The organism is Paenibacillus sp. ICGEB2008, assembly GCF_000307675.1.
Lineage (GTDB): Bacteria > Bacillota > Bacilli > Paenibacillales > Paenibacillaceae > Paenibacillus > Paenibacillus polymyxa.
In genome coordinates this window covers 129,302-151,688 of sequence record NZ_AMQU01000022.1, presented here as the reverse complement: position 1 = coordinate 151,688, position 22,387 = coordinate 129,302, and the positions used below count along the sequence as shown (strand labels likewise).

The window sequence follows — 22,387 nt, the reverse complement described above, 5'->3', positions numbered from 1 at the left end:
TAAATGCAGGAGGCTTGACCGATGTCTCGACAATTTGTAACGGAAGCTGTAATGGTGGCTATATATGGCCAGTTGCTTACATCTCCCGCCCCTGTGGAATATATAGTGCCTTACACATCACTGCTAGAGCTGTACGAATTCCAGGACAGTACAGAGCCTCTCATGGATAACCCTATGGACGATCAACATGTGAAGCGAAAAGTAAGTGAGCTGATCAGTTATTTTGAAGAACCGTTGAATCAGAAAAAAATTCGGCGTGCCCTTCAGATGCCTTGGGCGAAAAGCTTGCCAATCCTATTCGATGCCAATACATCACTCATTGTCATTAATGCTGTTGATACGGCGCATTACGGAGAGTATTTTGATCCGATTGAAACCGAACTGGTGTTGACAGCTCAGCGTGAAGCATTACCCATCCTGACTGATCAACTGGACTGGATTCACCGCATTATCGAAGCTTCCGTACCTGTACATGTGTACGATATTGATGATTTTGATTTTGCAGTCGATGGTCCGATGTTTAACAACCCTTAACAATACGGCATCCTGCCCTAACCACAATAAAGCGGCGGAGTATCATGTGCAGGTTCATCCCCTGCCACACGATACTCCGCCGCTTTTCATGTCCATAAACCATTACTAGCATACTATTTTTAACGTGGAGGCATTAAGCTTGTTCATCCTTTTCATAGGTGTAAATAATGTCGTCATGTTCCTCCAAATACTTAACTTCCAGATGGTGGCCCTTCAGATACCAGTAATCCTGGTCCTCCATATAAAACGTAATGCCAGCCGCTTCATGCTGTAATGCAGGGTGCTGCGGAGGCTCTACGGCAATTCCCAGAGAAAAGCCTGGATGCAACCCACCGCCGGAACTATAGCGAACAAAAAAACGGATGGAATCTCCACGATTCAAACCGAGCTCCTTAATGTACCACTGTGCCGCAGGTTCAGTTACCTGTATGCTCATGCGTTATGCTCATCTCCTTGTACAATGACGTCCTGTTAACTATATCATAGCATCTTTTGGAATAACGACCAACCGTCTCTCCCCATGCGGCTTCCTGGACAAGTCATATACATTTTTTTGAAAAAGGTTTGACAATTCGTAAAAAAGGGTGTTAAGATTCAACCATACGAGATCCATTTTGAAATTTATTACCAATTTGAACGATAACTCATGTAAGAATAACCCCATTTTGAGGAAGAAAGGAGTGTTTCCGGTGCTAAAATTTATGATTGTATTTCACCCACATCTACAAACAAAACAACTTCATACCGGAGCATCTCCCCTGTCGCATCCTTTAGAATTGGGCCATTTCTGTTGTATGGTTTAATACGAGTGGCTGCCTGCGTTTGAGCAGTTTTTCAGTGGTGAGTGTGCTGAAAATACCTGCGCGCCATATGATATTGAGATTTAAGGCATATCGTCTGCGGACGGTATGCCTTTTTTGCGCCTGTTGCCGAATCGTACTTGTGGCAACAAGCCGCTGTTGTTTCTTCAAAATGGTACACAACTCTCGAATGAACTTGACATGAAAGGATGGGATTCCTCTTGTTCTCAGTACTCAAAAATTTAGGCTGGTTTTTTAAAAGAGAACGAAGCCGATACGCCATTGGATTGTTTTTGCTGATTGCGGTTGGCGTTTTGGAGCTTGCTCCACCTCGGCTGCTAGGCAGCGCCATTGATGAGATTGTACGCGGTTCGATTTCCTGGTCCTCGCTTTGGCGTTATATTTTGTACATCATAGGCATTCTTGCCGTCATCTACTACATTACGTACATATGGATGCACAAGCTGTTTGGTGGTGCTAATCTGGTGGAGCGCCTATTGCGCACACGTTTTATGAATCATCTGCTGCGGATGACCCCTCCATTTTTTGAACGCAATCGTACAGGCGATCTGATGGCTCGTGCCACGAACGATCTTCGATCTGTCGCAAGTACAGCAGGCTTCGGTATGTTGACATTAACGGACTCCACTGTCTACCTTACCGTTGTATTGGTTGCCATGGGAACCCTGATTAGCTGGAAGCTAACACTGGCGGCCATTCTGCCCCTTCCTTTTATTGCGCTGGCCATGAGTATTTACGGTAAAGCCGTACATGAGCGTTACACACTGGCACAAGATGCATTTGGCGATATGAACGACCAGGTGCTGGAGTCGGTGGCTGGTATCCGTGTCATTCGGGCTTATGTGCAAGAACGAATGGACGAAAAACGTTTTGCCGATATTACTGAGGATGTGTTTCGTAAAAACTTGGCAGTGGCCCGAATGGATGCTCTCTTTGAACCAACAATCCGTTTATGTGTAGGACTTAGTTACGTTATCGGACTCGGGTATGGTATTTATCTGGTATTTCATAACGATATCACGCTAGGCGAACTGGTATCTTTTAACATGTATCTAGGAATGATGATTTGGCCGATGTTTGCCATTGGCGAACTGATTAACATTATGCAGCGCGGTAGCGCTTCCCTGGACCGGGTCAATGAAACTCTCGATGTCCAGCCAGACGTTCAGGATGTAGCCCAACCTGTTCCAGTGGATCATCCCGAATCCATCACTATGAAAGACGTTACTTTTCGTTATCCTACCTCCACGGTTGACAATCTGTCACATGTGAATCTGGAGCTCAAACGTGGGGAAACACTAGGTGTCGTCGGTCGAACAGGCAGTGGAAAATCCACTTTGCTCAAACAGCTATTGCATGAATATCCGACTGGCAGTGGTGATATTTTAATCTCCGGCACTCGGCTGGAGGACATTGCAGCGGAACAATTACACAGCTGGATTGGCTACGTGCCGCAAGAACAAATTTTGTTCTCCAAATCGGTGCGCGAGAACATTCAGTTCGGAAAGCCTGGTGCCGATGATGTTTACATCATGGAAGCAATTCGTACGGCCGCCTTTGATCAGGATCTGGGAACTCTGTCCGATGGACTGGATACATTGGTTGGAGAAAAAGGCATCGCCCTGTCCGGCGGTCAGAAGCAGCGTGTTTCGCTTGCGCGCGCCTTTATTGGTGATCCGGATATTCTAGTACTCGACGATGCACTATCAGCAGTAGATGCCCGCACGGAAGCACGTATTATTGACAATATCCGTCATAAACGCTCGGGTAAAACAACCTTGATCTCCACCCACCGTCTATCGGCTGTAGAGCATGCAGATCGGATCGTCGTACTGGAGCAAGGACGTATTATTGAGGAAGGAACCCACAATGAGCTGCTTCAAGCTGACGGATGGTACCGACAACAATATGAACGGCAACAAGTGGAATCTGATCTGACCTCAGGGGAGGTATCCTAATGAAACCCAATATCGGCAAAAGGCTGTTCCAGTATGCACTGACGAGCAAAGCGGGTTTTATTGCCGCTCTCATCGCCCTGGCTATTGGAGTAGCCGCTGAGCTGGCCGGTCCCTTCATCGCCAAAACGATGATTGACGACCACATGCTCGCTATTGAAAAACCATTTTATGAAACGACTAGTGTGGACGGCACTATAAGTTATGCTGGAACCCATTTTAAACGTGAAGATCGCTTTGAGGCCGGGGAGACCAAAGGGCGCGAAGCGAGGATTTTACAAGTCGGCAGATCTTTTGTATTTGTCGATGGTTCCGTCCAGGTAGCGGATGGTAACCGATCCTTTACGAACGGTACGCTGACCGTGACACGCGGCTCCGACACCTTTCATTATAAAGCTAAGGCTCTAACGGCTGATGAGCTGTATAGCTTTTACAAACCGGAAATGCCCGGCATTTTTCAGCTGATTGGGTGGTATTGCTTCTTTTTAGTCGTTTCGATTTTTGCCGAGTTCGGCAAAACATACTGGCTGCAATCCTCGGCGAACAAAGTCATTCAGAAGCTTCGGCTTGATCTCTATGCACACATTCAGCGCTTGCCAGTTTACTTTTTTGATAACTTACCCGCAGGCAAGGTCGTATCCCGTGTTACGAATGACACGGAGGCAGTCAAAGATTTGTTTGTGGCTGTACTCTCAAACTTCACTTCAGGGATTGTAACGATGGCAGGGGTATATGTGGCACTCTTTCTACTGGATTTCAGACTGGGTCTTATCTCTCTATTTATTGTACCGTTGCTGATCTTATGGATTGTATTGTACCGCAAGGTTGCAACCCGCTATAACACGATCATCCGATCCAGGCTCAGCGAGATTAATGCGATTATTAATGAATCCATTCAGGGGATGTCCATTATTCGTGTATTCAGGCATCAGAAACAAACACAGCAAGAGTTTGAAGAGTTAAATGATGACTATATGAAGCATCAGAATAAAATGCTGAATTTGAACGCTTTTACTTCGCACAATTTGGTCAACGTGTTGAGAAACCTCGCTTTCGCTGTCGTGTTGTGGTATTTTGGATCTGCGGCGCTTGGCACTACAGGTAGTGCGATATCACTAGGGGTATTGTATGCCTTCGTCGATGTGCTGGGTCGATTGTTCCAACCTATAACGGGGATGGTCAACCAGCTCGCCGTACTGGATACTTCCATCGTATCCTCAGGACGCGTATTTGAATTGATGGACGAAACTGGAGAGCCGGTGACAGATGGTACGATGCCGCGTTACAAAGGCCAGGTAGAATTTAATGATGTTTCCTTTGCCTACAAAAAGGATGATGTGCTTAAGCATATTTCCTTTACAGCACAGCCCGGCCAAACGGTTGCTCTTGTCGGGCATACCGGATCAGGTAAGAGCTCAATTATCAACCTGCTATTCCGGTTCTATGATCCGCAAAAAGGAACGATCACCATTGACGGAACGCCTGTCAAAAGTATTCCTAAGCAATGGCTTCGCCATCATATGGGTATTGTGCTTCAAGACCCATATTTGTTCACAGGTACGGTAGCCTCTAATGTCAGTCTCGGAGATAGTAGAATTACGAGAGAGCAGGTGAATAAAGCGCTGCATGACGTTGGCGCCGACAAACTGCTAGCCCATTTGCCCCAAGGATTTGATGAGCCTGTTATTGAAAAAGGCAGCACCTTATCCGCCGGGCAACGTCAGCTTATTTCTTTCGCTCGCGCGTTAGCCTTTGATCCGGCCATTTTAATTCTGGATGAAGCTACCGCCAATATTGATACCGAAACGGAAGCGCTCATCCAATCTGCTCTTGAAGTGCTCAAAAAGGGACGTACGACCTTTATCATTGCCCACCGTTTGTCCACCATTCGTAGTGCAGACCAAATTTTGGTGCTGCATCGGGGTGAAATTGTTGAACGGGGTAGCCATGACGAGCTTATGGCCCAAGGCGGCCGTTACTTCCAAATGTATCAACTTCAGTCAGGAACGGTTGCAGCAGAATCTGCGTCTTCCTCAGCTACACCTTCTGCGCAAAATGACTTGCTTACAGGTAAAGTCGCATTTAAAGCTTAAATAATACTAGAGCCTGGGGCTAACAATTAATATTTAGCATGAAAAAGCCAGCGGTCTCCATTCATATTGGGGACTCGCTGGCTTTATTTTATATATGACATATCTTGTCGTTTTATTTAGCTACAGACGTGCCTGTACCTGTGGGAGGAAGCATTGTTCCATCGACTGCTTTGAGCGTAACCTTATACTTACTATCTATCAATGTACTGGTGTGGGTATCTGTAATGACTTGAATGTTCATTTCCCCTGGTTTTGGACTCGTCAGCTTGTAGTAAATGACCGCATTCGTATCATCTACGTAGTCGATGTGATCCACTTCAATACCGTAACCTGGATTAGGTGCCTGAAGACGAGTGATGGTTACTTTGTTCTGCTGGTCATTCGCCTTCTCTATGCTCATGCTAATATTGGTTTGTTGATCTGAATCTACAGGCTCAGCTGGATTTTCCGGAGTGGCTTGCATCGGTTTATGATTTTGTACAAACTCGGATGCATGATAGACCATTTCTGCTGCCTCCATCCGCGTTACTTTACGATCCGGGTTAAAGTTACTCTTTTCATCCAATGTTGCAATTTTGGTCAACAAAAGAAATTGAACTGCTTCGTTCGACTCTTGGTCTAATTTTTTGCCATCTGCTATGTTAATAAGCATACGGACCGTTGGATATTCACCCGTTGCACTCACTGCTTTATACAGAATATTCGCGAATTGCTCCCTAGTCATGCGGGTACTTGGATTAATATCCGGTGACAGAGGGATTTGGTGCTGGACTGCAATCCGATAGGAATCGGCATACCATGCGGAAGCCGGAATGTTTGCAAAGGAGCCCGTTGTAAAATCAGGCATAACCTGAAGATCCATCGCCCGAACAACCAAGTGTACTCCTTGTGCATACGTGAGCGTTTGATCCGGTGCAAACTTATCCTTGGTTATCCCTTGAATAATTCCTTTGTTCTGAAGTGAACTTACGATCTTCTCCTGCTCAGCTCCCTTTATATCACGAAAAGCAGAAGCCGACGTAGCCACAGCCAATGAACAGACGACAAGCAGCGCAGCTGCCACGCTTTTATTTTTGATCATGAGATACACCTCCATGTTTACTTTGCTTCTATACTTACGGACGCAATAAAACCATCAAATGTTTCAAATATGCACAAATTGGTTGCAAAACATTGGAATACCCTGCGATTAGTGTAACCCGTCTTGCTCTTTTCTGCTCACCATCTCCATGCAAACCCAAAAGTGTCTATGATAGTTTTCCTTTTACAGCGCCTTTTAGAGAAAAGAGCTAATTCGCAGTAATTTTAGCTAGCAAAAGCAGCAGTGAACCTAACAAAAATACCCACTTGTGGTAGCTTACATCCGGTTAGGAGCTTTCAGTCCAAGAAGTCGCAGTGTACTTGCCAGCATATCTGCAGTCTGTTCCGCCAACTGAATGCGCCACTGTCCACCATCGACAATCCTTTCCTTAGCATAAAAACGGTTGAACGCCTGTGCTGTATCCAATGCAAATCTAGCAATAACCGAAGGTTCCAGTTGCTGAGCAGCACGTATCAGCTGCCCGTGATAGCGATCCAACTGCTTAAGCAAGGTCCAGCCTGCGTCACCCAGCATTTCATCCGAAACGATATTCCATTCAGGAGAATGCCCTTCTTGACCAAGGACGTTGTCACTGGAATTAGAATCAACCTCAGCGCGAGCGCGAGCTTTCTCCAGAAGGCTGCGTATACGCGCATGGGTATACTGCACATAAGGGCCAGTCTCACCTTCGAAGGTCAATGCCTCCTCCAACGAAAAATCCACTTCATTCAGACGGTTATTTTTTAAATCGCCAAAAATAATCGCTCCGATGCCGACATCTTCTGCTATTGCCTCTTGTTCCAGCAAATTGGGATTCTTCTCCGTAATAATGGCTTGAGCACGCGCTACAGCTTCATCCAGCACTTCCTCCAGTTTCACCACCTTGCCGCGTCTTGTGGACATTTTTTTGCCTGCAAACCGCATTAAACCAAACGGTACATGCCCACATTGCTCTGCCCATGCCTCCCCTGCATGCTTGAGCACCGCAAATACCTGTTGGAAATGTAACTTCTGTTCCCCGCCAACGACATACAGCAGCCGATCAGCCTTCATCACTTCATGACGATAAATCGCTGTTGCCAGATCACGGGTGGGATAAATGGTAGTCCCATCCTTCTTCAAAATAAGACACGGCGGCAGCTGCTCGTCTTCCAGACGAACCACAAGTGCTCCATCACTTTCCTCCAGCAATCCTTTTGCTCTTAATTGGGCAACAACTGCCTGCATTTTATCATTGTAAAAGCTTTCCCCCAACACATGGTCAAACGAAATGTTAAGGCGTTGGTACATACGATCAAATTCACCCAGACTGACTTCAACAAAAAACTCCCATAGTTGTTGAGCCTCAGTATCCCCGTGCTCCAAACGTCGGAACCATTCGCGACCTTCATCCTCCAAAGACGGGTCATGCTCAGCCTCCTGATGAAAACGGACATATAGCTTCAATGATTCCCCGATCGGATCCTGTTGTAGCTGCTCTTCATTACCCCATCTTTTATAGGCCGCAATTTGCTTGCCAAATTGTGTTCCCCAATCCCCTAGATGATTCACACTAATCGGTACATATCCGGTTTCACCAAGTATGCGATACAAGGCGGCACCGATAACAGTAGAGCGAAGATGACCGATACCAAATGGTTTCGCAATATTGGGCGAGGACATATCAATTACTACTCGCTGTCCATGCCCAATATTGGGCTTGAGAAACTCAGTCTTGCTCAATTCAGCTAGCATCGGTGGAATATGAACAGATCGATCCAATGTAATATTTACATAGGCACCCGATGCTGTAGCGGTTAGACCCGCTTCATGGCTTACTAGCTCTGCCAATTCCATTGCAATATGCTGTGGAGACTTTCGAAATTTCTTAGCCAGCACAAAACAGGGAAACGCCACATCTCCCCATTCAGGCTGCGGAGGCACCTCGAATAAAGATAAAACTTCTTTCTCCTCCAAGCCCGTATGAGCTAAAATAGCTTGGGTAGCAATCATCAACAACATGTTCCTCTCTCCTTCTTTTTATAGGATCTAACAAAAAAAAAGCCCTCGCCTCTTGATATAATCAAGAGACGAGAACTTCGATATCCCCGCGGTACCACTCTTTGTAAATCGGTTGTGTAGATAAAGCTAGCTTACACAAATCGCGATTTCACTCCATTGACAAATAACGGTGTCAGCCGGGTTGATCTACTAGAAGTTCTTATCGTTGGATCAACCGTCTCCCGGGTGCGCTTCACATCGGATTTCATACCGGCTTCCACCTCTTCCGGCTCGCTGTAATGATACGGTTCCGTTGCTACTCTCCCGTTCCTTGACGTTAATTCCCACCATTATACAAACCTATTTAGTAGAAAGCAACCTTTTATTCCCTCTTCAGGGACTAGTTCTGTATATGTAATTACACTGCCACCAATTGGCGACAAGCCTCAACACAATGACGGCAGGCCTCTGCACAATGTTTGCAATGATTATGGGAATGCTTGCTGCATTCAGCAGCACATACCTCACAGGCTTTGGCGCATAGCTCACAGATTTCCTCGGCAAAATCCGTTCCGCGCTGCAACATTTGAGCAGCAAACCCACATATCTCTGCGCATTCCCTACTCACTCGAATACATTCACGCAGCATAGCTAAATCATATTCCTTCAAACTTGCTACATAGCATACATTGCAAGCGTTCATACATTCCAGGCAAGCATCCACGCATTTTTGGTATGAATGATTCATAATACATTACCTCCCAGTTGTTGATCCTGCTGTACTATTACCCGCTGAGCCTTGAAATTAATCAATTGATGTTCGCGCTTTCAACAAAATAAACCCAGAAAATCCCGACTTATGTAAGGAAGTGTACTATATTCCAAGGTGCAAGCGCAAGGATATTAATCACATAACTTTTTATCCCTCGTTTCTGACTTGCATCCAGTCGGTCATTCCTCTATTGTAAAAAAAGAATATGCTTAACCATGAATCAAGGAGTGAAGATTGTAATGAACATAACATCTGTAGAGGAGCACCGACGGGAGTCTCCGCAGCAGGTTAACTGCATGGTCGTGACCGTCTCTGATACACGAACCATGGAAACCGATACTGGGGGCCGACTGCTCAAGGAACTACTAGAAACGAATGGGTATAAGGTTGTTCGATATGTTATCGTCAAAGACGACTATGAGGGTATCCGGCAGTTGGTAACCGAAGCTGCAGCACATGAGGACATCGAGGCTGTACTTTTAACAGGTGGTACTGGCATTTCTCCGCGTGATACTACATATGAAGCCATCTCCTCTTTACTGGATAAGGAACTACCTGGCTTTGGTGAAATCTTCCGTTACTTAAGCTTTGCTGAGGACATTGGATCAGCAGCTATATTAAGCCGGGCTGTAGCGGGTACTGTGGGCCAAACAGCTGTGTTTTCTATGCCTGGCTCCCGCGGAGCCGTTCGTTTGGCAATGGAACGCATTATTGTCCCTGAACTGCGACATGTGATGAGAGAAATTTATAAATAAGCTCCTATTCCACACATGCGCCGACACAAAAAGGCACCCCATATTTGAATGAGGTGCCTTTTCACATTATTCTTTTTCTTCAACTTCGGGCTGCATGTAGCTATCAATCAGCCTTTGCTTCAGCTCCCATACCTTCTCGCTAAGATTAACACGATAAATTTCAGGATTCAGCTTCCGCAAATATTCTGGCCAAAACAGTTTCAACTGTGAAGCATGATAGGCACGAATTTCATCCAGTTCGGGAAGCTCGTATACCTTCTGTCCATTTATAAAAATAGGTTCAAGCATCGGTACAGCTTCGTAATTTTCAACATACTTCTTCATATATGGATGCAAAGGGTTAAACAGCTTCAGGCGCTTACCATTGCGCGGACGTTCTTCATCCGGGAAAGAAATGTAATCAGCTACAGCTCTCCCTTTCTTCTTATCCACAATGCGGTATACATCCTTTTTGCCTGGTGTAGATACTTTTTCCGGGTTACCCGAGATCTTAATCGTCGGCAGCATTTCACCGTCTACTTCCCGCTCAACCAGCTTGTACACTCCGCCTAATGAAGGTTGATCTGAAGCCGTAATCAGCTGTGTTCCTACACCCCATACATCAATACGTGCACCTTGGGCTTTTAGATTGAAAATCGTATTTTCATCCAAATCGTTGGAAGCAACAATTTGTACGTAATCCAAACCTTCGGCATCCAGCATTTCCCGGGCCTGAATAGATAGATAAGCCAAATCACCGCTATCCAAACGGATGGCATTCATACGCTTGCCTTGACTCTCCAGCATCTTTGCTGTCCGAATCGCATGAGGAACACCGCTCTCCAGCGTGTCAAAGGTATCTACCAGCAATGTAACCTGATCTGGCAAAACCTTCGCATACACGTCAAACGCCTCTTGCTCCGTCATAAAGGTTTGTACCCATGAATGGGCATGTGTTCCTTTTGTCGGAATCCCAAAATGTTCGCCTGCCAGCATATTAGAAGTCGCATCGAAACCTGCAACATAAGCTGCACGCGCTCCCCAAATGGCTGCATCTGCCTCCTGCGCACGCCGTGTACCAAATTCGAGCAGTGTATCGTCACTGGCCACCTGCTTGATACGCGATGCTTTTGTCGCAATGAGTGTCTGGTAATTCATAAAATTCAACAACGCCGTCTCGACAAGCTGCGTTTCCATAATTGTTCCTTCAACACGGACCAGAGGCTCATTTGGAAAAACAAGCGCCCCTTCTTTCATCGAATGGACCGTTCCGCCAAACTTAAACTGGCGCAATGCCTCCATGAACATGGGATCGTACTTTTCCTCCTGCTCTGACAGATAGCGAATGTCCTCTTCTGTAAACCGCAAATTTGAGATGTAATTCACAATGCGTTCCAGACCAGCGAACACGGCATATCCATTACCGAAAGGGAGCTTACGAAAATACGCCTCGAACACAGCTTTACGTTGGTGACTTCCGTTCACCCAATGGGCGTACATCATATTAATCTGATATTTATCTGTATGTAATGCGAGGCTCGTTGACTTCATCGTATCATCCTCTCTGACTGTCCCTGGTCCCTGGCTTGGTGACGGCATACCGTCTTATCTGCCCAGATTCAGCAATATCCGACTCCATTTTGTTATCGGACATTGGTGCACAATCATTCAGTTATTTTACTTCTTCTGGCGCAAAAGCGTATCTTCAGCCGACCACACCGTGGCTCCAAGACTTCCCTCAAAATGGCCCAAAGCCCAGTCATGTCCCGCCTGATTAAAGCTCGCCACAGCGTCCTTATATACGGTAATAGCAAAACCTTTGTTATAAGCATCTACAGCCGTATGCAGCACACAAATATCTGTACACACACCAATCAGATGTACTTCCAGAATCCCGCGTTCGCGCAACCTGAGTTCCAGATCTGTACCAGCAAAAGCACTGTACCGTGTTTTATCCAACCAGTAGATACGATCACTTTGTTGCTCATATAGGCTATGAAGCTTACCATACAATTGTCGTCCATCGGTTCCACGTATATTATGTGGAGGAAACAGCTTACTCTCCGGGTGATAAGGGTCATTCTCCTCATGTAAATCAACAGCCATGACAACAAAGTCCCCTTGCTCTACATAGGCTTGCGTGATGGCTGTGATCCGTTCATCCAGCTCAATCGCAGGTTGTCCCACAGGCAGACTACCGTCCACAAAATCTTTCGTGTAATCAATAACAATCAGTGCCTTCATCGTACAGTCAGCTCCTTATCATCAAAGTGAGATTGCACGCTCTATGCGTAACCTATCCCAATAAACGTTACGTATAGATAGATAAACGCGGTACTCTATCACTAAAGCGATATAACTGGGCCGGTCTTTGTGAATATTGATTGGAACTCAGCGGTTTACCATTCTCATCCCGAACCTCTTCCAGTATTCCCTGTCTGCTACGAGTCGATGTTATTTTGCGAATAAAATTCGGCTCTTCGAAATCCGGTACGACGCTCTGAATCACCTGATACAATTCACCCAGTGTAAAATGTGGCGGTAAAAACTGCTTGGCTATCGTTGTCTGAAGCATCTGCAACTGAATCTTGCGATAAGCATCGACTATGATATCCCGGTGATCGAACGCCAGCTCCAATTCCTCCAACGCTTCTCTGATCGTAAATAACCCGACCTCAGAAGCATCATCAGCCGCCTGCCGTTGCTCTAGCATCCATTCTTCTACCAGCGCAAAAAAAGCATGCGATATGATCCACCCGCGCGGATCACGGCCTGGTCCACTATATACGCCCAAATACTCCAGATGCCCGCCGTCTACACCGGTTTCCTCTAACAGTTCCCGCTTGGCCGCTCCATATATGGATTCATCTTCTTGACAAAACCCTCCAGGCAACGCCCAGCGTCCCGCAAACGGCCAACTCCGGCGCTTGATGAGCATCACTTTCAGCTCACGAATCGGCAATGTCTTTGTTACCGTCTTGCGCTCACGCTTCGTTAAAGTAAACATTACGATATCCGCCGGAGCACCATCCGGGGTACGGTATTTCTTAATGTTATAAGACGCCTTCTGCGCCTCTTCGTTTATACGATTGCTATCCATTGGCATCACCATATTATATCGTTTTGATAAATTCATTATGACATAATAAAAATTTTTGTCAAGCGTTAGGCCTTGCCTGAGTCACTTGCTTGTTGACGCAACACTCGGAACGTTGCTGTAGCTGTACAACCGAGTGTACCTTCGCTATCCCTTACTTCTGCCTCGGTGGTTATAGTGCGGCCTCCCTGATGAATAATCCGTGCTTTAACCTCCAGTCGTCCTTGTCCCATGGCTGACAAGAAATGAACATTCAGGTTCGTTGTTACACATGGATCCATATTTCTTGAAGCCATACTGACCATCCCCATCGCCTGATCCATCAATGAAGTGAGCACCCCCCCATGTACAATCCCCATCACATTGGTATGATGTTGTTTGGCCTCCAAAGCGATATGTGCCTCGTTAGCATCAGCTGTGATCAGCTCACATCCTAAATACTCCCAAAAGGTATTATCTTCACCCTCTAGCATCTTACGCAACTTATCCATTCCCTCTCTTCCATCCCTTCTATGCTGTCGCAATTCTCTTGATGTCCCATGAACATATACGATGACTAATTGCTTCCGAAAAAAAGGCGTGGAAGCTAAGCCTCCACACCACAAACCTTATTCTAGTCACTGCAATTAGAGGAGGAAGTGACCTTCCCCTCTTCTACGTTCACCTTTTCAGCAACCGTATCACGGATGGCCGTGATCACCATTTGCAGTAGCTCATTAATTTCCACCTGGCTCTGCTGAAACTCTGTTACAATTGGAATACCGTCAAGCTCTTCCTGTAGCTCCTGAAGTTCAGCCTCTATTTTAGCAATCATTTTTTGATTCTTTAAAGATTCAAATGCTACAATTTCCTTTTGCTTCTTCTTCATCGTTGCAATCAGTTGCTGGATGCGCTCATGGTCCTGAATCTTTTCTTCTGCTTTCCGGAACACCTGGACTTCCTCACTGCTGCCCAGAATACCCGCCAACTCTTTGGCCTTTGCCAATATCATATCGCGATTGACCAAATGATCATGCTGGCGCGCCGCCGATTGAAGTTCTGTTTGTTGCAACCGCTCCTCTGTCATTGTCCATCGCTCCTTTTCTCACTTAGATGGTCTTGCACGCAGCCTTTTATTCAAACCGCATGCAGCCCGCTAGACTATTCTTTTTATCCGTTAACCGCTACTGGCGTTTGAACCAAGTCACCTTTAATGTAGAAGGTCATAGGTTCTGTAATTTTAACTTGGACAAAGGAACCAATCAGATCCTTCGATCCTTCAAAATGAACAAGCTTATTGGAACGAGTCCGACCAGCAAGCACGTTGCTGTCATTTTTGCTCTCGCCTTCCACCAGCACTTCCACCACTTCGCCACGCAATCGACTATTAAAGCGAAGGCTGTTTTGATTCACAGCAATGTTCAGACGCCGGAGACGCTCTTTTTTTACCGACATAGGCACATTATCTTCCATCGAAGCCGCTGGTGTGCCTTCACGTGGTGAATAAATAAATGTGTAGGCAAAGTCATAGCCCACTTCACGCACCAAAGATAGAGTATCTTCGAACTGTTCGTCTGTTTCACCCGGGAAACCGACGATAATATCCGTTGTCAGAGAAGCATGCGGAACAGCTGCTTTTATCTTCGCGGCCAGTTCCAGAACACGCTCACGAGTATATTTTCGGTTCATTTTCTTCAATATATCCGTATTACCGGATTGTACAGGCAAATGAATATGCTCCACCAGATTGCCACCCTTACCAAGGACTTCAACCAAATGGTCGTCAAAGTCACGCGGATGAGAGGTCGTAAAACGTACACGCGGAATATTGATTTTGCGCATATCATCCATCAGATCTCCGAATCTGTAATTCATATCCTTCAAATCCTTGCCATAGGCATTGACATTCTGACCCAACAAGGTAATCTCTTTAAATCCTTGACGGGCCAAATCCCGTACCTCAGCAATAACATCCTCTGGTCGGCGACTTCTTTCCTTACCACGTGTGAAGGGAACGATGCAATAGGTGCAAAACTTATCACAGCCGTACATGATGTTTACCCAAGCCCGCATACCCTCGCGCTTCTTCGGCAGGTTTTCGATAATGTCGCCCTCCTTGGACCACACTTCGACCACCATTTCTTTGCTAAAGAGTGCTTCCTTAACGAGCTGAGGCAAACGGTGAATATTATGGGTACCAAAGATCATATCGACAAAACCATGTTTTTGCATAATGCGGTTCACGACATTCTCTTCCTGCGACATGCAGCCACACACTCCGAGCAAAAGTCCTGGCTTTTCTGTTTTGAGATGCTTGAGGTGACCCAGCTCACCAAACACTTTATCTTCCGCATTTTCACGGATAGCGCAGGTGTTCAGTAAAATGATGTCTGCTTCCTTCCGATCCTCGGTTGCCTGGTAGCCCATTTGCTCCAGCAAACCTTTGATTGTTTCGGAATCATGCTCATTCATCTGGCAACCGAATGTATATACGATATAATGCTTGCCCTCACCGATATGCTTTAGCTCATCCGGGACTGCGTTATCATACAATACCTGTACGTCCTCTTTACCACGCTGCTTTTCTTTTCTATGGTTCGGCTCCGCCATAATGTTGATTTCACGTCCGCGAATACGAATCTTTTTGCTATGCTCATCTTCAGAAATAATCTTCGCATCCGAGAAATCAAAATATTGGGAGTAATCTTTTGTTTCCTTAGCCATTCGCTGGTCACTCCTTACACCATCTATTTCACGAGCTAATTTGTGATTTACTGTATCTTTAGGCAGTTGGTTATTTTATTTAAGCTCCAAAAAACCTTTGAAAAAGGCATTACACTAAATTATAGCATGATTTATAGGTCATAGCCATAGATCATCCCCGGATACGAATCAGATGCAGTGTGATGCACAAAGTTTTTTATGTATAAGGTGAGCATTGGTGTATTTATAGTATATAAAAAAAAGCCCGACTCTTTTGCAAGAATCGGACTTTTACAACTTGTGTATTCAATACGTGTATTAGTCTACGATTTCAGCAGTGTCACCGTTTTTCACACCGGCTCCGTTCGCTTCATCCGTGTCAATATGCATATCCAAAGCAAAAGAATCGGACACACGTGCAAGAACATTTTCAAATACAAGGCCACGTTCGCCGCCAACACGTACTTTCAGCAACTGCTTGTCCTTAATGTCCCATTTAGCTGCATCGGATGTATGGAAATGGATATGGCGGGCTGCTACGATAACGCCTTCTTGCAGTTCCACTTCTCCGGCTGGTCCTTTCACTGTAATTCCTGGTGTACCATCAATGCTACCGGATTCGCGTACAGGTGCCTTTACACCAATAGCAAAGGAATCTGTGCGAGAGATTTCCAGTTGGGAAGCTGGACGAGCTGGTCCCAAAATGCGAACCTTATCAAATTGGCCTTTAGGACCAATTACAGCTACCGTTTCATTTGCGGCAAATTGTCCTGGTTGGGACAAAGGTTTAAATTCAGTCAATTGATAGCCTGCTCCGAACAAGATTTCAATATGCTCTTGAGTCAGGTGAATATGACGGGCGGAAACGCCGACAGGTACGATTTTAGTCATCGTGTGGTCACTCCTTTTTCTCTATACAATACTTTACACATCTATGCTATTATACTCCTATTTCGACAAGAAAGAAAAGGATAGTGCATAAAGTTCCCTTTTTCGCCCTAACCAGCCATACATATCGTCCATATAAAACTGGGATCAAACCGTCATTTTTGCAAACAGAAGAAAGAAAAGCATGATCTCAGCTACGATGAGATGAGGAACTACAATAAATATATTCAGAATAAACAGCGCACAGAGGATTCCAGTTAAGAAAAGAATGACTCTGAGACGAGGTTTAAGATGACTCAATCTGTACTGATGGAATACCAGCAAAACTGACAAAAAATAAATAAAAACAGAAGCAAAAGTAAAGCAAAGCACAAAAGTATAGGCTGCTTGCCCTAAAAATAAGAGCTGTATGGAAGCCGCAAGCATGCTAAGAGAAAGATAAATAAACAAATGACCATAGATAATAGTCTGTCCTGCTGTTTGTTTGGATTTGTCTACGCGCTTCTCTATATTCTCAAAATATTGCCACCAGATTGCGATGACCAATACAAATGTCAAAGCAGCAAAACCAATGGAAGAGATCGTGAAATGATCGGATTGTAAAACAGAAAGTATACTTATCACTGATTCTCCAAGCAGGATTAAGGTGAACTGTGCAAAACGCTCCAAAAGATGCTCTGTATGGATAGGTGTGATCACCAATTTTTTACGACCGATTAATGGAACGAGGATATCAACCGCAATGCCAGTATACAAAATCAAATATCGAACCCACGAGTCGAAGAAAAGGGAGAAGCTAGAGATTACGATCCCAACCCAAAGATAGGTTCCAAAAAAACGAGCTGTTTCCTGTTTATGAGCCGTTTCCTTGGGGGCCAAAAGCAAATATTGAACGACAGTCAAACCTCTTAAGCCAATATAGCCAACAAAAAAAGATACATAATACGCATCAAAATCTATATTAAGACTAGCAGTCATGATTAACACAAAAAATAATTGCAAAATCATAAAAATTCGATGCATTATACTGTCTTGACCAAAACGATTGTTATAGACTGTTTGCCCCACCCATGCCCACCAGATCGGAATAAAAATCAAAATAAACTTCTCTAAATTATGCCAACCAACACTACCATGCTCAACATGTAGTAAAACATGAGTCGCCTTGGAGACAGCTGCTACAAACAATAAATCATAAAAGAGTTCAAGCCAGGTAACCTTTTTTATCAGCATTATGTAACGGAGCTCCCCTCTAGTATGGCGGTATAGCATTGTGCTTTCAGGCTCGCTTCTACGTATGCCCAATTTCGGAAAGCGTTATTTTAGCACCATGCAATCCTCGGATGCTCCAATTATTTCGTAATCGTTCTCGCTTTGTCAAGAAAATGCTCAGCCGAAAACAACTGCGATATTAAGCTATTTAGGACAACATTTTAGATGGCAGATTTGTTCTTAAATAGTCCAGTGCATGTTCTCCAAGCCATCCCTTGACCAGCTCCTCAGAGTAATGCTTCAGCAGTAGTTCTGCAAAAGCCGGATATTTCCCCGCGTGCTCCAGTCCTCGCACATGGGCCTCGATACCGTCAAAATCAGAGCCGAACATCAAATGTCTTTCGCCACCCAATGAACAAATGTGCTCAATGTGCGGTAACAGATCCTCAGCGTGTACTGTACCCTGCTCTTTCAGAAACATCGTGACAAAGGTCAACCCAATTCGTCCGTTACGGGCAATCAGTGCCCGAATCTGTTCATCTCGCAAGTTACGAGGATGAGCACATCTCGCAAATGCGTTCGAATGCGAGGCGATGGGCGGTAAGGCCGCCTCCTCCATCACTTCCCAAAAGCCTTGTAAGGACAAGTGTGATACATCTAGCAGCAGTCCCAGACTATTACAGCGATTGACCAAATCATGTCCCTTGCGGGTTAGACCCCCACCTCTAAGCTCCATAATGCCGTCAGCCGCCCAATTTGCATAATTCCACGTCAGCCCGATCAACCGTATTCCCAATGCATAGCACACATCCGCATAAAACGGATTTCCTTCCAGCGCATCTACCCCTTCAAGCGAAAGCAACGCCCAAGGTGATCCTGTATGATTCGTCCCACTTCCATGCCCATTCGTTATCTTTCCTGCTTGCTTCTCTACGTCTGTCTGCTTTGCCTGCTCCACTTGACGTATAGCGGACGTATTTTTAAATGCTGCCAAGTCTTCTTTCCACAGCAAAGGTTTTAACCCACCTGAGGTAGAAGTTACATGCTGCCTGAACAGCTCAATTTGACGAACCACATGCTCAAATTTCGGTGTACCCAATACCTGTGAAATATATATAGCGAATGTTTGCAATCTTACATTGCCTTCTAGCAAACGCTCTTTTGTGACATCAAGCGATGAATGACTGAAATCTACCTGCGAATCGAGTTGCATTTTACATAACACGTCGCAGTGAAGATCAACAACTGGCCAATTCGCTTCAAACTTATCATTCATGCACTATACCCCCATTGGATTAAAGCCCACAAATTTATTTTGAAAACCATAGTAATTAAACCACAAAGCAAAAAAGCCCGTTTACAAAACGTAAACAGGCTCAGGCAACTTCCATTTATTATCTTGGCTCTACAATCAATTTGATCGCAGTCCGATCTTCTCCATCAATAACAATGTCTGTAAAAGCAGGAATACAAATCAAATCCACTCCGCTTGGTGCGACAAATCCCCGGGCAATGGCTACCGCTTTAATGGCTTGGTTTAGTGCACCCGCTCCAATCGCCTGTAATTCTGCATTTCCGCGTTCACGCAGTACTCCTGCGAGTGCGCCTGCAACTGAATTGGGATTGGATTTTGCTGATACTTTTAATACATCCATAGTAAGTACCTCCCCTGGGAATGATGATGGTTTGATTCCACTATTAGATGTTATTCGAGGGTCAGCAAAAAATTCCTGCTTTTTGGTGACAGTTTTCCTTATTCTTTCCTTAAGTAGCTCACAACAAAGTTAATCCATCCGCCATTCGTCTTCTTTAAGCCTGATTTTCTGAATTTTACGGGCTTTCCCATCGTCATCATTGAGCTCTACGCTGATGGCATGAAAGTGCCATTTGCCCATGTCCACTTGAAAGCGTACCGGAAGCTGGGTCTGAAATTTCTGTAATACAGCCTCTTTCTGCATACCAAGCACGCCCTCATAAGGACCTACCATTCCCGCATCTGTCTGATACGCAGTTCCTTGTGGCAAAATCGTATCGTCATTACTTTGTACGTGTGTATGTGTTCCTACCACGATTGATGCACGTCCATCCAGATGCCAGCCCATGGCAATTTTTTCGGAAGTGGCTTCAGCGTGAAAATCTACTAGAATATGTTTATGTTTTTTGCGCAGCTCGTCTACAATTTCATCTGCTGCCCGAAATGGACAGTCAATAGCTGGCAAAAAGGTTCTACCTTGCAGGTTAACAATGGCTAGTTCCTTACCTCCACCTTTTACAACAGTGTAACCCCGACCTGGTGTCCCTGGCGGAAAGTTAGCCGGACGGATGATCCGCGGCTCATCATCTATAAAATCAAATATTTCCTTATTGTCCCATGTATGATTGCCCATCGTAATCCCATGAACGCCCCAATCAAAAAACTCTCTGGCGATGGCTTGAGTAATTCCTCTTCCCGAAGCTGCATTTTCTCCGTTCACAATAATAACATGCGGGTTGTATTTTGATTTTAGCGAAGGGAGATTCTCCCTCAGTGCCTTTCTGCCTACACTGCCGACGATGTCTCCAATAAATAATACGTTGATAGAAAACCCTCCCTAGTCTGCCTTACATAATGAAAAGTGGCCCTACAAGCAGCGGCCACTTTTCATTGAAATGCTTTTATTTTGCGTATTCTACCGCACGGGTCTCGCGAATAACGGTAACCTTAATATGCCCTGGATAATCCAGTTCATTCTCAATCGTTTTCGTAATATCGCGGGCCAATCGGAATGCTTCCGCATCATCAATTTTCTCTGGCTGTACCATGACACGAACTTCGCGTCCGGCTTGAATTGCGTATGATTTCTCAACGCCTTCAAAAGATTCGGAGATGCGTTCGAGCTTCTCTAGACGACGGATGTACGTCTCTAGCGTTTCACGCCGCGCTCCCGGTCTTGCTGCTGACAGAGCATCTGCCGCTCCAACCAGCATGGCGATCACTGAAGTCGCTTCGCAGTCGCCGTGATGTGAAGCAATGCTGTTGATAACGACCGGGTGTTCCTTGTACTTCTTCGCCAGTTCCACGCCAATTTCAACGTGTGATCCTTCCACTTCGTGATCCAGCGCCTTCCCGATGTCATGCAGCAAGCCTGCCCGTCTTGCCAGTACAACGTCCTCGCCCAGTTCCCCGGCCATTAGACCTGTCAAGTATGCAACTTCCATCGAGTGCTTCAATACGTTCTGTCCGTAACTCGTACGGAACTTGAGACGTCCCAAGATCTTGATCAAATCCGGATGCAAGCTATGCACACCCACTTCAAAGGTGGCCTGTTCACCATACTCACGGATTCGTTCGTCCACCTCTTTACGGGATTTTTCCACCATCTCTTCAATACGAGCCGGATGTATCCGTCCGTCCGCTACGAGCTTCTCAAGAGCAGTACGCGCAATCTCTCTACGAATCGGATCAAATCCGGACAATATAACAGCTTCCGGCGTATCATCAATAATGAGGTCGATTCCAGTAAGGGTTTCAAGTGCACGAATGTTACGGCCTTCGCGTCCGATAATCCGGCCTTTCATTTCTTCGTTCGGCAATGTCACAACAGAAACCGTCGTTTCTGCTACATGATCTGCCGCACAGCGTTGGATGGCCAGTGTGATGATTTCACGGGACTTTTTGTCCGCTTCTTCTTTGGCCTGCTGTTCAATTTCCTTAATCATCTGAGCTGTTTCATGACGAACTTCCTGCTCTACGTTGGTCAGAATAATACTTCTTGCATCCTCCATCGTAAGATTAGAAATACGCTCCAACTCAGTTACCTGGCTCTTGTAAATCAAATCAATTTGCTGCTGGGTTTCATCGATTCGTTTCTCTTTGTTGGCCACTTGTTCTTCTTTGCGTTCCAGCGATTCCAATTTTTTATCCAGCGATTCTTCTTTTTGCAGCAATCTTCGTTCCTGTCGTTGAATTTCATTGCGACGTTCACGAGTTTCTTTTTCAGCTTCGGCACGGATGCGATGAATTTCATCTTTCGCTTCCAATACCGTTTCCTTCTTCAGCGCTTCTGCCTCTTTTTTCGCGTTCTCCACGATTTGCGCGGCAGCTTCTTCCGCACTGGAGATCTTAGCTTCTGCAATAGATTTGCGAATAAAATAACCAATCCCGAACCCAAAGAATAACGCGGCTACAGCAACGAGAACGAACCAGATCGCAGTCATCATACTGTTCACCTCCCCGTTGGTTCCTCCAAGGCATTCCTTGGGACTTTTTGAAATTGTCACATTTACTTTGATCGTCAAACTAAGATAACGACTCAAGGTCGCTTCATTTCATATGCACATGCTTTCACACGTACAATTCCGCCTGGCATAGCGGCATCACTTGTTATTTGGCGATGAGAACTTTACCGTGGATTCCGCTTTTTTGGAAGGAAAAAGGGCACTCCACAAATATCGTTTCATATATATTTTATTATTTGACAAATGGCATTGTCAAGGGAATGCAAACATTAGTAGACTACCGTGCAGCTGTCCATATCATAATCAGCTCATCTAGCCAG

Annotated in this window: 21 protein-coding genes and 1 other annotated feature; of the genes, 4 read left to right on the top strand and 17 right to left on the bottom strand. The window is 45.3% G+C overall.

The features are described from left to right. Positions 1-21 precede the first annotated feature (21 nt). The gene (locus C400_RS0119825) at positions 22-534 is read left to right on the top strand and encodes a hypothetical protein (RefSeq protein ID WP_013370774.1); all 513 of its coding nucleotides are present in this window, start codon (positions 22-24) and stop codon (positions 532-534) included. Between the two features lie 133 nt (positions 535-667). Here the strand turns inward: C400_RS0119825 and C400_RS0119820 are convergent, their stop codons facing one another. Both C400_RS0119820 and C400_RS26975 read right to left on the bottom strand, forming a co-directional pair. Further along, a complete protein-coding gene (locus C400_RS0119820) occupies positions 668-970 on the bottom strand; it encodes a HesB/YadR/YfhF family protein (RefSeq protein ID WP_016821022.1) in 303 nt (100 codons plus the stop codon). Between the two features lie 334 nt (positions 971-1,304). Then, positions 1,305-1,505, bottom strand: a complete 201-nt coding sequence (locus C400_RS26975; protein ID WP_231124967.1) for a hypothetical protein — start codon at positions 1,503-1,505, stop codon at positions 1,305-1,307. Between the two features lie 50 nt (positions 1,506-1,555). Here C400_RS26975 and C400_RS0119815 point away from each other — a divergent pair, with 50 nt between their 5' ends. Together C400_RS0119815 and C400_RS0119810 are read left to right on the top strand one after the other, a co-directional pair. Next, positions 1,556-3,313 (top strand): ABC transporter ATP-binding protein, encoded by a 1,758-nt coding sequence (locus tag C400_RS0119815; protein WP_017427962.1) that lies wholly within the window; start codon positions 1,556-1,558, stop codon positions 3,311-3,313. Then, entirely contained in the window at positions 3,313-5,403 is a 2,091-nt protein-coding gene (locus C400_RS0119810) for an ABC transporter ATP-binding protein (RefSeq protein WP_017427961.1), read from the top strand. The genes C400_RS0119815 and C400_RS0119810 overlap by 1 nt, the downstream gene beginning before the upstream one ends. 112 nt (positions 5,404-5,515) lie before the next feature. Here C400_RS0119810 and C400_RS0119805 read toward each other — a convergent pair whose 3' ends face one another. The 3 genes from C400_RS0119805 to C400_RS0119795 all read right to left on the bottom strand — a co-directional run bounded on the left by C400_RS0119805 (position 5,516) and on the right by C400_RS0119795 (position 9,212). Then, positions 5,516-6,484, bottom strand: coding sequence for an S-layer homology domain-containing protein (locus tag C400_RS0119805; protein ID WP_017427960.1), 969 nt, complete (start codon positions 6,482-6,484; stop codon positions 5,516-5,518). A 276-nt stretch (positions 6,485-6,760) separates the two neighbouring features. Further along, positions 6,761-8,485 (bottom strand): arginine--tRNA ligase, encoded by a 1,725-nt coding sequence (argS, locus tag C400_RS0119800; RefSeq protein WP_017427959.1) that lies wholly within the window; start codon positions 8,483-8,485, stop codon positions 6,761-6,763. 61 nt (positions 8,486-8,546) lie between these two features. Further along, positions 8,547-8,805: a binding site (T-box leader), on the bottom strand. A gap of 77 nt (positions 8,806-8,882) precedes the next feature. Next, entirely contained in the window at positions 8,883-9,212 is a 330-nt protein-coding gene (locus C400_RS0119795; RefSeq protein WP_016821017.1) for a four-helix bundle copper-binding protein, read from the bottom strand. A gap of 263 nt (positions 9,213-9,475) precedes the next feature. Here C400_RS0119795 and C400_RS0119790 point away from each other — a divergent pair, with 263 nt between their 5' ends. Further along, positions 9,476-9,991: a MogA/MoaB family molybdenum cofactor biosynthesis protein gene (locus tag C400_RS0119790; protein WP_016821016.1), complete on the top strand. Its 516-nt coding sequence runs from the start codon at positions 9,476-9,478 to the stop codon at positions 9,989-9,991. Between the two features lie 66 nt (positions 9,992-10,057). On the opposite strand, the gene C400_RS0119785 is transcribed toward C400_RS0119790, so the two are convergent. From C400_RS0119785 to rny, 12 genes are all read right to left on the bottom strand, one after another. Then, entirely contained in the window at positions 10,058-11,521 is a 1,464-nt protein-coding gene (locus tag C400_RS0119785) for a nicotinate phosphoribosyltransferase (protein ID WP_016821015.1), read from the bottom strand. A 126-nt stretch (positions 11,522-11,647) separates the two neighbouring features. Beyond that, entirely contained in the window at positions 11,648-12,214 is a 567-nt protein-coding gene (locus C400_RS0119780; protein WP_017427958.1) for a cysteine hydrolase family protein, read from the bottom strand. A 67-nt stretch (positions 12,215-12,281) separates the two neighbouring features. Then, positions 12,282-13,070, bottom strand: a complete 789-nt coding sequence (locus C400_RS0119775) for an NUDIX domain-containing protein (RefSeq protein WP_013370763.1) — start codon at positions 13,068-13,070, stop codon at positions 12,282-12,284. Between the two features lie 65 nt (positions 13,071-13,135). After that, complete coding sequence (locus C400_RS0119770) at positions 13,136-13,558, bottom strand: PaaI family thioesterase (protein WP_016821013.1); 423 nt, start codon at positions 13,556-13,558, stop codon at positions 13,136-13,138. Between the two features lie 122 nt (positions 13,559-13,680). Beyond that, the gene (locus C400_RS0119765) at positions 13,681-14,133 is read right to left on the bottom strand and encodes a RicAFT regulatory complex protein RicA family protein (protein ID WP_016821012.1); all 453 of its coding nucleotides are present in this window, start codon (positions 14,131-14,133) and stop codon (positions 13,681-13,683) included. Between the two features lie 83 nt (positions 14,134-14,216). Further along, positions 14,217-15,770: a tRNA (N6-isopentenyl adenosine(37)-C2)-methylthiotransferase MiaB gene (gene miaB, locus C400_RS0119760; RefSeq protein ID WP_016821011.1), complete on the bottom strand. Its 1,554-nt coding sequence runs from the start codon at positions 15,768-15,770 to the stop codon at positions 14,217-14,219. Positions 15,771-16,067: 297 nt separating this feature from the next. After that, the gene (pduL, locus tag C400_RS0119755; RefSeq protein WP_016821010.1) at positions 16,068-16,640 is read right to left on the bottom strand and encodes a phosphate propanoyltransferase; all 573 of its coding nucleotides are present in this window, start codon (positions 16,638-16,640) and stop codon (positions 16,068-16,070) included. Between the two features lie 144 nt (positions 16,641-16,784). Continuing rightward, entirely contained in the window at positions 16,785-17,870 is a 1,086-nt protein-coding gene (locus C400_RS0119750) for a low temperature requirement protein A (RefSeq protein ID WP_017427957.1), read from the bottom strand. Between the two features lie 187 nt (positions 17,871-18,057). Beyond that, complete coding sequence (locus tag C400_RS0119745; protein WP_017427956.1) at positions 18,058-19,125, bottom strand: dipeptidase; 1,068 nt, start codon at positions 19,123-19,125, stop codon at positions 18,058-18,060. A gap of 118 nt (positions 19,126-19,243) precedes the next feature. Continuing rightward, positions 19,244-19,504 (bottom strand): stage V sporulation protein S, encoded by a 261-nt coding sequence (locus tag C400_RS0119740; RefSeq protein ID WP_007430104.1) that lies wholly within the window; start codon positions 19,502-19,504, stop codon positions 19,244-19,246. Between the two features lie 129 nt (positions 19,505-19,633). Continuing rightward, a complete protein-coding gene (locus tag C400_RS0119735; RefSeq protein ID WP_025364670.1) occupies positions 19,634-20,428 on the bottom strand; it encodes a TIGR00282 family metallophosphoesterase in 795 nt (264 codons plus the stop codon). Between the two features lie 76 nt (positions 20,429-20,504). Beyond that, positions 20,505-22,049 carry a ribonuclease Y gene (gene rny, locus C400_RS0119730; protein WP_013309958.1) on the bottom strand — a complete coding sequence of 515 codons (1,545 nt, stop codon included), beginning with the start codon at positions 22,047-22,049 and terminating at the stop codon, positions 20,505-20,507. Positions 22,050-22,387 lie beyond the last annotated feature (338 nt).